General features: G+C 56.7%; 13 protein-coding genes. 9 read left to right on the forward strand and 4 right to left on the reverse strand.

Annotation, left to right across the window (positions count from 1 at the left end; translation table 11 throughout):
- Positions 1-93 precede the first annotated feature (93 nt).
- Positions 94-2,544, reverse strand: coding sequence for an ATP-dependent helicase HrpB (gene hrpB / locus A6U95_RS11030; protein ID WP_241810654.1), 2,451 nt, complete (start codon positions 2,542-2,544; stop codon positions 94-96).
- Positions 2,545-2,611: 67 nt separating this feature from the next.
- Here hrpB and thpR point away from each other — a divergent pair, with 67 nt between their 5' ends.
- The 6 genes from thpR (at position 2,612) to folK (ending at position 7,610) form a co-directional block, all read left to right on the forward strand.
- Positions 2,612-3,154: an RNA 2',3'-cyclic phosphodiesterase gene (thpR, locus tag A6U95_RS11035; RefSeq protein WP_065684523.1), complete on the forward strand. Its 543-nt coding sequence runs from the start codon at positions 2,612-2,614 to the stop codon at positions 3,152-3,154.
- Entirely contained in the window at positions 3,151-3,858 is a 708-nt protein-coding gene (sfsA, locus tag A6U95_RS11040; RefSeq protein ID WP_065684524.1) for a DNA/RNA nuclease SfsA, read from the forward strand. Before thpR ends, sfsA begins: the two co-directional genes overlap by 4 nt.
- A 207-nt stretch (positions 3,859-4,065) precedes the next feature.
- On the forward strand, positions 4,066-4,521 hold the full coding sequence (dksA, locus tag A6U95_RS11045; RefSeq protein ID WP_021179742.1) for an RNA polymerase-binding protein DksA: 456 nt from the start codon (positions 4,066-4,068) through the stop codon (positions 4,519-4,521).
- 73 nt (positions 4,522-4,594) lie between these two features.
- A complete protein-coding gene (gluQRS, locus tag A6U95_RS11050; RefSeq protein ID WP_024528316.1) occupies positions 4,595-5,506 on the forward strand; it encodes a tRNA glutamyl-Q(34) synthetase GluQRS in 912 nt (303 codons plus the stop codon).
- A 62-nt stretch (positions 5,507-5,568) separates the two neighbouring features.
- Positions 5,569-7,116: a polynucleotide adenylyltransferase PcnB gene (gene pcnB, locus A6U95_RS11055; protein ID WP_071681985.1), complete on the forward strand. Its 1,548-nt coding sequence runs from the start codon at positions 5,569-5,571 to the stop codon at positions 7,114-7,116.
- Entirely contained in the window at positions 7,116-7,610 is a 495-nt protein-coding gene (folK, locus tag A6U95_RS11060) for a 2-amino-4-hydroxy-6-hydroxymethyldihydropteridine diphosphokinase (RefSeq protein ID WP_024528318.1), read from the forward strand. The genes pcnB and folK overlap by 1 nt, the downstream gene beginning before the upstream one ends.
- On the opposite strand, the gene qseC is transcribed toward folK, so the two are convergent.
- Positions 7,595-8,980, reverse strand: coding sequence for a quorum sensing histidine kinase QseC (qseC, locus tag A6U95_RS11065; RefSeq protein WP_065684525.1), 1,386 nt, complete (start codon positions 8,978-8,980; stop codon positions 7,595-7,597). The genes folK and qseC overlap by 16 nt on opposite strands.
- A complete protein-coding gene (gene qseB / locus A6U95_RS11070) occupies positions 8,977-9,639 on the reverse strand; it encodes a quorum sensing response regulator transcription factor QseB (protein WP_065684526.1) in 663 nt (220 codons plus the stop codon). The genes qseC and qseB overlap by 4 nt, the downstream gene beginning before the upstream one ends.
- Positions 9,640-9,801: 162 nt before the next feature.
- Here qseB and panB point away from each other — a divergent pair, with 162 nt between their 5' ends.
- The 3 genes from panB to panD all read left to right on the forward strand — a co-directional run bounded on the left by panB (position 9,802) and on the right by panD (position 12,026).
- Positions 9,802-10,596, forward strand: coding sequence for a 3-methyl-2-oxobutanoate hydroxymethyltransferase (gene panB / locus A6U95_RS11075; protein ID WP_065684527.1), 795 nt, complete (start codon positions 9,802-9,804; stop codon positions 10,594-10,596).
- A gap of 58 nt (positions 10,597-10,654) precedes the next feature.
- Complete coding sequence (gene panC / locus A6U95_RS11080; RefSeq protein WP_065684528.1) at positions 10,655-11,509, forward strand: pantoate--beta-alanine ligase; 855 nt, start codon at positions 10,655-10,657, stop codon at positions 11,507-11,509.
- A 136-nt stretch (positions 11,510-11,645) separates the two neighbouring features.
- Positions 11,646-12,026 carry an aspartate 1-decarboxylase gene (gene panD, locus A6U95_RS11085; RefSeq protein WP_024484346.1) on the forward strand — a complete coding sequence of 127 codons (381 nt, stop codon included), beginning with the start codon at positions 11,646-11,648 and terminating at the stop codon, positions 12,024-12,026.
- A 32-nt stretch (positions 12,027-12,058) separates the two neighbouring features.
- Here panD and A6U95_RS11090 read toward each other — a convergent pair whose 3' ends face one another.
- Positions 12,059-13,351, reverse strand: coding sequence for a polysaccharide deacetylase family protein (locus A6U95_RS11090; protein ID WP_065684529.1), 1,293 nt, complete (start codon positions 13,349-13,351; stop codon positions 12,059-12,061).
- Between the last annotated feature and the right edge of the window lie 103 nt (positions 13,352-13,454).

Here is a 13,454-nt window from a genome sequence, read left to right on the forward strand (position 1 = left end):
CAACGCTGCAGCTTGAAAGACGACGGGTCCGTTATTTTGTCGCTTAATCTGTCCCTAAGCCATCTGGCTGAACAGAAGAAACATCTGAATTCGTTACTGGTATTTCTTGGTGCGCCGGGTGGGGGCGGTATTGGCCGGGTCGTCTGGCCATACGTGCTTGGGATAGCGCCCCTTCATTTCCTTTTGCACCTCGCGGTACGCGCCTTGCCAGAAGGCGGCCAGATCGCCGGTGATCTGCAATGGCCGGTGCGCCGGAGAGAGTAACTCAAGCACCACAGGGATGCGACCCTCAGCCAACGTTGGGCTACGCTGTTCACCAAACATCTCCTGTAAACGCACCGCCAATACCGGCGGTTTATCGGCATCGTAGCGGATCGGCAAACGGCTACCGGTCGGCACAGCATAATGAGTTGGCAGGGCATTATCCAGCCGTTGCTTTTGCTGCCAGTCTAACCGGCGGGCCAAGGCTTCAGCGATATTGACCTGCTTTAATCCGCGCAGATCGCGTACGCCGCTCAATGACGGTAGCAACCAGCTTTCCAGGGTGTCGAGCAACGTCTCGTCATCCACTGGCGGCCACTCGGCCTCTGGCAACCAACGCTGGGCACAGTGTAAACGCAGGCGCAACTGTTCGGCAGCGATATCCCAATTAAGCACTGCCAATCCCTGGGCGCGGACCCAATTTATCAGTGCCTGTTGCAGTTCCTCTTCCGCCGGTTTGGCCAGCGGCTGAGCCCGCAGCGTTAAGCGGCCAATCTGTTGGCGCTTCCAGGCCCGCAGGGTGCCCTTTTCTTCATCCCACTCGACGGCGGTCTGGTTGCTGACAATCTCGGGCAACCTCGCCACCAGCGCATCAATTTCGATCGGTAACGCCAGCAGGATACGGGCATCCGGGTTGTTATGGCCTTGCAACAGGCTGGGAATAATCAACCAGGGAGCCCTGGAGAGCGCTTCGTCCTGATCCATCGCTGCGCCCAGGCCATTGGCCAACAGATAGCGCCCATCCTGCCCGCGCCGTTGGGCGATACGATCGGCAAATGCCTGCGCCAGCAAAGGAGCGGCCAGATCGGCATCAATCTGCCCACTTTTTTGCGGTAAGCGCTTGCTCAGCTGTGCCGCCCGGCGTTGCCAATGCGGCTGTGGGCGGCCTAGCCAATAGCCTATATCCATCTGCCCGCTGCGTGGCGGTTCCTCCAGCAAGGCAGCCAACATCGCCGCAGTGGCTAATCCATCGGCCCCCATCTTGGCACCGGCACACAGCATGGCCGCCAGCCTTGGTTCGCAACCTAATCCGGCCATTTGACGACCAATGGCTGTGAGCTTCTCACCGTCATCGATAGCCGCCAGAGTATGCAATAAACGGCGGGCAGCAGCTAATGCGGCCAACGGCGGCCGATCGAGCCAGGTAAGTTGATCCACATCCACGCAGCCCCATTGCAGCAGCTCTAGCCAGAAGCTGGCCAGATCGCTTTGCAGGATCTCCGGTTCAGCATGTTCCGCAGCGCGCTCCGCCTGCTCTTTGGCAAACAGATGCCAGCAAATTCCGGGCTCCAAGCGCCCGGCACGCCCAGCGCGCTGGATCATCGAAGCCTGGCTGATGCGCTGGGTGACCAATCGCGTCAGGCCATTACGGACGTCATAACGCGCTACGCGCTCCAGCCCGCTGTCGACGACCAGGCGGATGCCTTCAATGGTCAAGCTGGTTTCGGCAATATTGGTCGCCAACACCACTTTACGCCGCCCGTGCTGCGCCGGTTGGATCGCCTTTTGCTGCTGTGCCAACGGCAATGCGCCATACAGCGGGCAGAGATCGGTATCCGCTGGCACCTCGCCAATGAGCCGTTCCTGCACGCGGTTAATCTCCGCCACGCCGGGCAAGAATAACAACAGCGAACCTGATTGCTCAGACAACAAGCGCTTCACCGCAGAGGCAACGCCATCTTCCAACCGCTGGTGACTAGGTAATGGCTGGTACTGCCGATCAACCGGGTAGCTGCGCCCTTCCGACATCACCACCGGCGCTTGCGGCAGCAGTTGTGACAGCCGCGCATTATCCAGCGTCGCCGACATGATCAGCAATTTCAGATCGTCACGCAGCCCCTGCTGAACATCCAGCAGCAGGGCCAACGCCAGATCGGCCTGTAAACTTCGCTCGTGGAATTCATCAAGAATAATCAGCGAGACGCCCTGCAGTTCAGCATCCTGCTGCAACATGCGGGTGAGAATGCCCTCGGTCACCACCTCCAGCCGCGTCTGTGGCCCGCTTTTGCTCTCGGCACGCATGCGATATCCCACGGTCTGGCCCGGTTCTTCACCCAGCTGTTGCGCCAAGCGATAAGCGACGTTTTTTGCCGCCAGCCGCCGTGGTTCCAGCATGATGATACGCCCCGGCAGCCCGGCTTTTGCCAGGATCTGCAACGGCAGCCAGGTGGATTTCCCGGCACCGGTGGGGGCATGCAACAACACCTGCGGGGCAGATTGCAGTGCGGCAAGCAGCTCATCAAGAACCGCGCTGACGGGCAGTGAGGACACAAAACTCTCCATGGGGTAGTTAATGGACAGCGCACATTGTAGCATTAGGCTCAACATTTCATTCATTTACCGGGGTTTCATGTCCAGCTCGCGCCGCCTGTTCTTCGCCTTGTCGCTACCCAATGCCTTGCAGCAGCAGGTGATCCGCTGGCGTGCCGAGGCATTTAAACCCGAAGATGGCCGCCCGGTAGCCGCCGCCAATCTGCATCTGACGCTGGCCTTTCTCGGCGAGGTCAGCGCACAGAAAGAACAGGCACTAAAAACGCAGGCAGGGCGTATCGCACAGACGGGTTTTAGCCTCAATCTGGACGATCTTGGCCACTGGCCGCGCCCCGGAGTGGTGTGGTTGGGCAGCAAACGCCCCCCACGCGCGCTGTTGCAGTTGGCAGAGTTGTTGCGTTCGCAAGCGGCCCGCAGCGGCTGTTATCAAAGCCCGTTGCCATTTCATCCCCATATCACGTTATTGCGGGCAGCAACCCAACCGGTCGCTATTCCTCCTGGCACGCCGGGGTGGCCGTTCAACGCCAACCATTTCTCTCTCTACCAATCGTCGTTTGAACAGGGCCGCACCCGCTATCACGAATTAGCGCAGTGGCCACTCGGCCCACAGGATAAATCATGATCTTTGACCCACCACTAAAACCGGCCACGCTCATCAAGCGCTACAAACGCTTTCTGGCCGATGTGATCACCCCTGAAGGCGAAACCTTTACCCTGCACTGCGCCAACACCGGTGCCATGACCGGCTGTGCTACGCCAGGGGACACCGTGTGGTACTCCACTTCGGACAACGCCAAACGCAAATATGCCCACAGTTGGGAGCTGACGCATACCCTGGCTGGCGACTGGATCTGCGTCAACACCCTGCGGGCCAACACTCTGGTTCGTGAAGCCATTGAACAGAATATAATCAGTGAATTATCCGGTTACAGTAAAATCACCGGCGAAGTGAAATATGGCGGCGAAAACAGCCGTATCGATTTGTTATTACAGGCAGAAAACCGGGTTGACTGCTATATTGAAGTTAAGTCAGTCACACTATTGCAACATCAACAGGGCTACTTCCCCGATGCCGTAACGCTGAGAGGGCAGAAGCATCTGCGTGAGTTGCAAAACGTGGTTGAACAAGGGCAGCGGGCGGTGCTGTTCTTTGCCGTGTTACACAGCGGCATCGATCGGGTCACCCCAGCAAATCATATAGATGAGCATTATGCGGTGCTACTAGCGCAGGTTCAGCAGTTGGGAGTGGAAGTTGTTTGTTACGGGGCAAAATTATCACCTGACGGTATCTCGCTAAGCGCTAAGTTACCGTTTTTTATTGGCTAGCGGTGCCGGGCACAAATAAATCGACAACCGGATATTGCTTCGCCAAATACGCCTTCCTTCACACCATTGTCAAGCAGGCGACAGGAATAATTGCCATCCCTCTTCCCTTCTGTTATTTATAGCGGCCTGTTTTTCCCCCGTATTGGGGATTCGACATACCCTACTAGCATTAAAGGGTATAGTGCGTGTGTATGTAGGAGAAGCAATATGCAAGAAGGGCAAACCCGTAAAACCTCGTCCTTGAGCATTCTCGCCATCGCTGGGGTGGAGCCGTATCAAGAGAAACCGGGCGAAGAGTACATGAACGACGCCCAGTTGACGCATTTCAGGCGCATCCTTGAAGCATGGCGCAACCAACTCAGGGACGAAGTCGATCGTACCGTGTCGCATATGCAAGAAGAGGCAGCTAACTTCCCCGATCCGGCAGACCGTGCCACTCAGGAAGAAGAGTTCAGCCTCGAACTGCGTAACCGTGACCGCGAGCGCAAACTGATCAAAAAGATCGAGAAAACGCTGAAGAAAGTAGAAGACGATGATTTCGGCTTCTGCGAGTCTTGCGGCGTGGAGATTGGCATTCGTCGCCTTGAAGCGCGTCCGACTGCCGATTTGTGCATCGACTGCAAGACGTTGGCCGAAATCCGCGAAAAGCAGATGGCCGGCTAAGCAGTTGTTACCTCCTGCGGCGCGTGCCAATAACGCGCGCCGCACAGAGTTAAGGGAAGCAATCCCTTCAGATATGCTAGCAAGTCACTATGTGGGGCGCTTTGCCCCATCGCCTTCCGGGGATCTGCATTTCGGTTCGCTGATTGCCGCTCTGGGAAGCTACCTCCAGGCTCGTGCTCAACGCGGGCAATGGCTGGTACGTATTGAAGATATCGACCCTCCGCGCGAAGTCGCCGGAGCTGCCGGGCGTATCTTATCCGCACTCGAACACTATGGTCTCCACTGGGACGGCCAGGTCATCTATCAATCCCAACGCTCTGAAGCTTACCGTGCGACCCTTGATTGGCTACAACGCCAGGATCTCAGCTATTACTGCACCTGTACCCGCAGCCGCATCCAGCAGATCGGCGGTTTGTACGATGGCCATTGCCGCCAGTTACGGCTTGGCCCGCAGGGTGCCGCGATCCGCTTACGTCAATCAAACCCGGTATATGCCTTCCACGATCGGTTGCAGGGCGAGCTTCGGGCCGATCCAGCGCTGGCACAGGAAGATTTCATCATCCGCCGCCGCGATGGCCTGTTTGCCTACAATCTGGCGGTGGTGATCGACGATCATTTTCAAGGCGTGACCGAAATCGTCCGCGGTGCCGACCTGATCGAACCCACAGTGCGCCAGATTGCGCTGTATCAGCAACTACAGGCACCGGTTCCCACCTATGTGCATTTGCCACTGGCGCTGGGGAACAACGGCATTAAACTGTCGAAGCAAAATCACGCCCCCGCGCTGCCCACTGGCGATCCACGGCCAGTACTGGTTGCTGCCCTGAAGTTTCTGCGCCAACCGCTGCCGGAAAACTGGCAAGATCTTGATCTGCCGTTATTATTGAGCTGGGCGGTTGAGCATTGGCAGTTGGCAAATGTGCCACGTCAGCAAGCGATCCCGCAGTGTGAAAACACAACGGCATTCTCAAAACAGCTGGGGTAAGCTATGATTAGCCGCTATTTTTTTGTTAGCGCCATTTTTATCCGTCACTATCGAGGTGTACCATTTTTACCCGAGTAGCCAATTTCTGCCGTAAGGTACTAATCCGCGATGACAAGTTGACCCGCGAAGATGCGCCGGCCAGCGATAAAAACCAAGTCCGCGAAGAAAGCGCGCCTGCAGAACCGTTAGCCACAACGCCACCGCGCTCCACCGAGAGCGGCAGGGAGACACCTGCCCGCCGTCCAGCGCCGCGTAAACGCCCGCCATTTGTAGCCGCAGAGGGAACGCGCTCAATGACCGTTATCCCCCGCGATCAACATGCGATCTCGCGCAAAGATATCAGCGAAAATGCGCTGAAAGTGCTGTATCGCCTGAATAAATCCGGCTACGAAGCCTATCTGGTCGGCGGCGGTGTACGCGATCTGTTGCTCGGCAAAAAGCCGAAAGATTTCGACATTACCACTAACGCCACTCCAGAGCAGGTGCGCAAACTGTTCCGCAACTGCCGCCTGGTCGGCCGCCGTTTCAGGCTGGCGCACGTGATGTTCGGGCCGGAAATCATCGAAGTCGCCACCTTCCGTGGCCACCACGAACAGAGTCAGGAATCTGACAAGAACTCCTCCCAGCAGGCCCAGAACGGCATGCTGCTGCGCGATAACATCTTCGGTACCATCGAAGACGATGCCCAGCGCCGTGATTTCACCATCAACAGCCTGTATTACGGCGTAGCCGACTTTGCCCTGCGTGATTACGTCGGTGGCTTGCGCGATCTGCAACAGGGCGTGATCCGCCTGATCGGCGATCCGGAAACCCGCTACCGCGAAGATCCGGTGCGGATGCTGCGCGCGGTGCGCTTTGCCGCCAAGCTGGATATGACCATCAGCGAAGAAACCGCCGAGCCTATTCCACGCCTGGCCTCGCTGCTGCACGAAATCCCACCTGCACGCCTGTTTGAAGAGGCGCTGAAGCTGCTGCAAACGGGTTACGGTTACCAGACCTACCTGAAGCTGTGTGAATATCAGCTGTTCCAGCCGCTGTTCCCATTGATCGCGCGCAACTTCACGCCGAATCACGACACGCCGATGGAGCGCATTCTGGAGCAGGTATTGAAAAATACCGATCACCGCCTGCAAAACGACAAGCGCGTCAACCCGGCGTTCCTGTTTGCCGCCATGCTGTGGTACCCACTGCTGGAGCACGCACAGAAACTGGCGCAGGAAAGCGGCCTGGCCTATTACGACGCCTTTGCGCTGGCCATGAACGACGTGCTGGACGAAGAGTGCCGTTCACTGGCAATCCCCAAACGAATCACTACACTGGTACGTGACATCTGGCAACTGCAGTTACGCCTGTCCCGTCGTCAGGGCAAGCGTGCGCACAAGCTGATGGAACACCCTAAATTCCGCGCGGCGTATGATTTGCTGGCACTGCGTGCCGAAGTGGAAAACAACCCGGAGATGCTGCGTCTTGCCGAATGGTGGGATGAGTTCCAGGTGGCCACCGCGGCCCGCCAGAAAAACATGTTGAGCACGCTAGGCGAAGATCCGGCACCGCGTCGGGCTCGTCAACGCCGCCCACGCCGCAGGTCTCCAAATAACGAAGGAGCATAATGATCCGCGTTTATATCGCGCTGGGTAGCAATCTGGCGCAACCTTTGCAACAGGTGAATACCGCGTTGGAGGCGTTGGAGCATATTCCACGCACCCGTCTGATCGCTTGTTCGCCGCTGTACCGTACCAAACCGCTGGGGCCACAGAACCAGCCGGATTATCTCAACGCGGTGGTGGCACTGGATACCCAGTTGCCACCGGAACAGCTGCTCGATCACACCCAGGCGATAGAACGTAATCAGGGCCGGGTGCGCAAAGATGAACGCTGGGGCCCTCGCACGCTGGATCTGGATATGATGCTGTACGGCGATCTGGTGATCGACACCGATCGTCTCACCGTGCCCCATTATGGCCTGAAACAACGTGAATTTATGCTCTACCCGCTGGCGGATATCGCTCCGGATCTGGTCTTCCCAGATGGTGAAACGCTGGCAGAATGCCTGCAACGTGTGCCAAAAAACGGCATGACGCTGTGGCATCAGCCCAAGGCTTGAATACCGTTCCCAGACAAGGTTATTGTTGCGATAAACCCACCCTCCTGCCGATTGGCAAAGCTAACACGTAGCCCATGCAGGCTGGCAATCCGCTGCACAATAGACAAGCCCAGCCCGCTTCCCGTCTGTTCTTGCCCCGGTGGGCGATAAAAGCGCTCCCCCAGTCTTTCCAGATGCTCAGCCGTGACGCCAGGACCATCGTCCTCCACCGTCAGTTGCCGCTGGCTAAGCGTGACCGTAACCGTGCCACCGGCCGGAGTGTAACGTACCGCATTGTCCACCAGATTGCGTACCAACAGCGATAACAGCAGCGGCTGGCCCGATAATGCAGGAGGTTCGCCCTGCTGCTGGTAACGCAGTGTGATCCCGGAGGTATGCGCCTGTCGATCCAGCTCCGCCAGGGTCATCGGCACCAATTGGCACCAGTCGACCAAGGCCAGATCGTGCAAATCGGCGAGCGAGTCCAGCCGGGACAAGGTGAGCAGTTGATCCACCAGGCGCGTGGCTCGATCGATACCTAGCGTCAGGTTGTTCACCGCATGTTCACGCATGGGCACATCGTCTCCCGCCAGTTGCACCACCTCGGTCTGTACCCGCAATGCGGCCAATGGGCTGCGCAACTCATGGGCAGCATCCGAAGTAAACCGACGCTCACGCACCAACAGGCTATTAATGCGCGTAAACAGCGTATTCAGCGCCTCGACCAGCGGACGCACCTCGCTAGGTACCTGGTGTACATTCAGCGGCGTAGCGTCGTCTGGGGCTCGTTTACGCAGGCTGGCGGCCACCTCACGCAACGGTCTTAGCTCGCGGCCTACCATCAGTGCAATCAACAACATCAGGATCGGCAACGTCACCAGCCAGGGCAGCAACTGCCCCATCACCAACCCCAACGCCATATCATGCCGATAATCCCATTCCTGGCCGACCACAATGCGGTAACGTCCATCCGGGCTCGTGAGCCATAGCAACCGCCAGCTGTCGCTATCTCCTTTGCGTTGACCATCGACAAACCCTTGCCGCTCGCCGTCAAACTGAAAATCCTCACCGTTCTCACCGTCATTGAGCAGCATGCGTCCATCGTGGGAAAAGATGGCGAACGCCAACGCATCATCGTCCTGCTCTCCGCGTTTACCGTGATTCAGCATCTTCTTGGTTTTCGGCAGACTGCGCACTTGCTGATTAGCCAGTAAATCCCCCAGATCGGCAGTCGCCAGCCGTTTGGCAAACAGCATCTGTTGGGTGTCGAACACTTCGTTGATATTGTGACGCGTCATCATCCACGCCACTACGCTGGCGGAGGACCAGGTCAGCAATGCCAGCAGGCTGAAGATCAGGATCAGTCGCAACCGCAAACTCAATGACTTCACGGCTCATCCCCCAACGTGTAGCCCACGCCATGTACGGTGCGGATAAAGCCGTTACCCAGCTTGCGCCGCAGATGATGGATATGAACCTCAACCGCGTTACTGCTCACATCATCATCCCAGTTATACAGTTTTTCCTGGATCAGCGGCCGTGCCAGCACGCGCCCCTTGTTGTGCAGAAACAGTTCCAGCACCGCCAGTTCGCGCGGGGTCAGCGTCACGGGCTCACCGTTGCAGCTCACGCTGCGGGATGCGGCATCAAACACCAGGTTGCCGTGGACCAGTTGGGGCGTCAGTTGCCCATGGCGGCGGCGGATCAACGCCTGTAAACGCGCGGCAACCTCCGTCAGGGAAAAAGGCTTGCACAGGTAATCATCGGCTCCGCTCTGCAACCCGTTGACACGCTGTTCCAACGCGTCACGCGCGGTCAGGATCAGCACCGGCACATCCTGCCCGGCCTGACGCCACTGGCGCAGCAAATCCAACCCGTCCAACCCTGGCAAGCTGAGATCGAGGATCACCGCATCATAAGGTGCACTGTCCAGGGCATTCTTACCGACGATGCCATCGGTGAACCAGTCGAGGTTAAACCCCAGCTTGGTCAAGCCCGCCTTGATGCCATCACCGATCAGTTTATCGTCTTCAATCAACAGAATTCTCATGGGCTCTCCCTCTAGACAGACCATTACATCATAAGCTTCTTAAGAACATCTTAACCATCAGCATCGGAGCTACCCACCCCTGAAGGGTTACAGTAGAATGACAACACTTTTTACCACCGTGCTACGGATCCAGGCTGCGCGGATATTTCAGGAGACGTCGTGATGAAACCTACCACCGTGAGCCATTTACGCCAGTGGAAGCAGGAGCAGCGCAAGTTTGCGACTATTACCGCCTACGATGCCAGCTTTGCCCAGCTGTTTGAAGAACAAGGTATTAAAGTATTGCTGGTCGGCGACTCGCTGGGGATGACGCTGCAAGGGCATGACTCAACGCTGCCGGTAACCGTGGCCGACGTGGCTTACCATACCCGCGCGGTACGCCGTGGGGCACCAGCCAGCCTGCTGTTGGCCGACCTGCCTTTCATGAGTTACGCCACGCCAGAGCAAGCCTGCCAAAGCGCGGCCGAGGTGATGCGCGCTGGGGCCAACATGGTCAAAATAGAAGGCGGCAGTTGGCTCTGCGAAACGGTGAAAATGCTCACGGAGCGCGCCGTCCCCGTCTGTGGCCATCTTGGCCTCACGCCACAATCCGTCAATGTATTTGGCGGCTACAAGGTGCAGGGGCGCGATGAGTTGGCGGCCAAGCAACTGCTGATCGACGCCCAGAATCTGGAGCTGGCCGGTATGCAACTGCTGGTGCTGGAGTGCGTACCGACCGAACTGGCCCGCCAGGTTACTGAAGCCTTGTCGATCCCGGTGATCGGTATTGGTGCCGGCAATGCTACCGATGGCCAGATCCTGGTGATGCATGACGCCTTGGGGATCACCGGCGGCCATACCCCTAAATTTGCCAAAAACTTTCTGGCGCAGGGCGGCGATATTCGCGGCGCCGTGCAGCTGTATATTCGGGAAGTCGAGCAAGGTATTTATCCCGACGAAGAGCACTCGTTCAACTGAGTGACCGGCCACGATTGATAGCTAACTAGTTTATCCCTCAACACCGAGGAGTTATGGAATGGTAATTATCGAAACCCTGCCACTGCTGCGCCAACAGATCCGCCGCTGGCGGCAAGAAGGCAAGCGCGTTGCGCTGGTGCCCACCATGGGCAATCTGCATGAAGGCCATATGACGCTGGTGGAAGAAGCCCGCGCCCGTGCCGACGTGGTGGTAGTGAGCATTTTCGTTAACCCGCTGCAGTTCGAACGTGCAGACGATCTGGAGCGCTATCCGCGCACCTTGCAGGAAGACTGTGAAAAGCTCAATCGCCGTAATGTCGAGTTGATCTTCGCCCCTGCCCCGGCCGAAATTTACCCCAAAGGGCTGGAAGAGCACACCAGCGTTGATGTACCGGTGATCTCCACCATGCTGGAAGGCGCCAGCCGTCCGGGCCACTTCCGCGGTGTCTCCACCATCGTCAGCAAACTGTTCAATCTGATCCAGCCAGATCTGGCCTGCTTTGGCGAGAAGGACTATCAGCAGTTGGCGTTAATCCGCAAGATGGTGGCGGATATGGGCTATGACATTGATATCGTTGGCGTGCCGACGGTGCGGGCCAAAGACGGGCTAGCGCTAAGCTCTCGCAACGGCTATCTCACCGCAGAAGAACGCAAGATCGCGCCACAGTTGAGCAAAATCATGAACGCCCTGGCAGAGCAGCTCAGCAACGGCGAACGCCACATTGAAGAGTTGCTGGCGCAGACGGCCGAAAAGCTGCGCGCAGCAGGTTTCACCCCAGACGAGCTGTTTATTCGCGATGCAGACACGCTGCAACCGTTGGGCGTAGAAAGCCGCCGGGCCGTGGTGCTGATGGCCTCCTGGTTGGGTAAAGCTCGCCTGATCGATAATCAGCAGGTCGATCTGACGCAGTAAGCCATTTATTATACAGTCGTTGTCGTTCTTACCCGGTTGGCAGTAGACTGGCCGGGTTTTCGGTGACGATAAATAGTGCAAGGAAGCAGTTCTTCTTCAGCCGCCTGAAAAGGCCGATATTCAGTTAGGTAACGCTATGATACGTACTATGTTGCAAGGCAAGCTGCATCGGGTGAAAGTGACTCAGGCTGACCTGCACTACGAAGGTTCCTGCGCCATTGACCAGGATTTTCTGGAAGCCGCCGGGATCTTGGAATACGAAGCGATTGATATTTACAACGTGGATAACGGCCAACGTTTCTCCACCTATGCCATCGCCGCCGAACGCGGTTCGCGCATTATCTCGGTCAACGGTGCGGCCGCCCGCTGTGCCTGTGTGGGTGACAAACTGATCATCTGTTCTTACGTGCAGATGAGCGACGCCGATGCCCGCCAGCACCACCCTAAAGTCGCCTACTTCGAAGGTGACAACCACCTGCAACGCAAGGCAAAAGCCGTCCCCGTTCAGGTTGCCTAAAAAATCGGGCGCTTTCAGCGCCCGTCTTCTCTCTATTCTGTTACCGTCACACCCGGTAACGCACCAGGCTTGTTGGCTATCCGCTCCGCCATGGTGGGGATGGAGTCAGTGCGCAGGATATACAGCCGTTTCAAAGTATAAGGATTATCACCCGGCTTCACTTTCCCCTGCACCGTGGTCACGGCCAAATGCAGCCCGGCATCTTTTGCCGCCTGGATCGCCTTTTGGTTATAACCACCAAATGGATAGGAAAGGTACAGCACATGCGGATTAAACTGCTCTAACGCCCGTCTTGAGCGCTCAAAGTCGAATTCGATATTGTGCAGTGAACGGCTGAGCAGGATCGGCCGACGGTTGCCATCGGTACGATGTAGGAAATGGGTGTGTGACTGGATATCAAACACATCCTGGATCTCTTTCAGCTCTGAAATGCTCATAAACTGCAGCGAATCCGGATTCCATTTCTGCGGATGACGTTTGATACGCGAAGAGATGATAAACGCCGTAGCGCGGAAACCGTAATCCTTCAGTACCGGATAGGCATAGCGATAAACCGACTTCAACCCATCATCAAAGGTCAGCACCACCACTTTGCCCGGCAGGTTGATCTGATTATTCAGGTAGGCTTCCAGCTGATACATCGAGATGGTGTCATAACCCGTCTGCTTCAAATAGGTCATCTGGTTGCTGAAGGCCACGTCCGAGGTGGTGGTTGAGGTATTACGGAAACGTTTGTTCTCTTCGTTTTTCAGCAGGTGATGATAGGTCAGCACCGGAATGCCGTTGTCGACTTCGCAGTCCAACTCGCTGACAAATCCCAGACGATCGCCGATATTGACCTCATACCAGGTATTATTCAGCCGATCTTTCAGCTTGCCGATAATCGGATAGCGCAGGTTCTCTTCCAGTACGCCAAAGATTTCACTTTTGTTATCCGCCGCCGTATAGACGTTAATTGCACGCTGGGTGATCAGATTCTGATTGGTCAGCGGTTTATTCAGATCCCCCAGATCGTCCTTCACCTTACGGGTTTTGCTGATGGCGCGAACGTCGTTTTTATCGATAAAGCCGGTGCCGTAGCCAAACTTAAGCTCGTAATATTCCGCATCCGCCGGGAACATCTGGATCAGTTGCCCTTTTTTCACTTCACCGACCGGGATCACATGCTCACCGATCAACGAATAAACCTCGCTGTTACGCTGCACTTCCATGTATTGGGCTTGAATAGCGCTGTCTTCTGACAGCAAATCCGCCAACGCCGCCGGTGCCAACAACGACATAACAATGCCGAGTAGCCCTGCTGCTATCTTATGTTGAGGCTGCATGGTTTGTTCTGCTTACGAGTGCGTCATGAAAAAATGAAGAAAATGTGGAGCGCCAGCATAGCACGATTTAAATCGCCGGGAGAAAGGGCTTATTACCTTAATT

The sequence above is a fragment of the Serratia sp. 14-2641 genome (assembly GCF_001692375.1).
Taxonomy (GTDB): domain Bacteria; phylum Pseudomonadota; class Gammaproteobacteria; order Enterobacterales; family Enterobacteriaceae; genus Chania; species Chania fonticola_C.

Bases quoted from the DNA above. Each gene is read 5' to 3' on its own strand.
- hrpB (WP_241810654.1), bottom strand. From the start codon at position 2,544: ATGGAGAGTTTTGTGTCCTCACTGCCCGTCAGCGCGGTTCTTGATGAG.
- thpR (WP_065684523.1), top strand. From the start codon at position 2,612: ATGTCCAGCTCGCGCCGCCTGTTCTTCGCCTTGTCGCTACCCAATGCC.
- sfsA (WP_065684524.1), top strand. From the start codon at position 3,151: ATGATCTTTGACCCACCACTAAAACCGGCCACGCTCATCAAGCGCTAC.
- dksA (WP_021179742.1), top strand. From the start codon at position 4,066: ATGCAAGAAGGGCAAACCCGTAAAACCTCGTCCTTGAGCATTCTCGCC.
- gluQRS (WP_024528316.1), top strand. From the start codon at position 4,595: ATGCTAGCAAGTCACTATGTGGGGCGCTTTGCCCCATCGCCTTCCGGG.
- folK (WP_024528318.1), top strand. From the start codon at position 7,116: ATGATCCGCGTTTATATCGCGCTGGGTAGCAATCTGGCGCAACCTTTG.
- qseB (WP_065684526.1), bottom strand. From the start codon at position 9,639: ATGAGAATTCTGTTGATTGAAGACGATAAACTGATCGGTGATGGCATC.
- panB (WP_065684527.1), top strand. From the start codon at position 9,802: ATGAAACCTACCACCGTGAGCCATTTACGCCAGTGGAAGCAGGAGCAG.
- panC (WP_065684528.1), top strand. From the start codon at position 10,655: ATGGTAATTATCGAAACCCTGCCACTGCTGCGCCAACAGATCCGCCGC.
- panD (WP_024484346.1), top strand. From the start codon at position 11,646: ATGATACGTACTATGTTGCAAGGCAAGCTGCATCGGGTGAAAGTGACT.
- A6U95_RS11090 (WP_065684529.1), bottom strand. From the start codon at position 13,351: ATGCAGCCTCAACATAAGATAGCAGCAGGGCTACTCGGCATTGTTATG.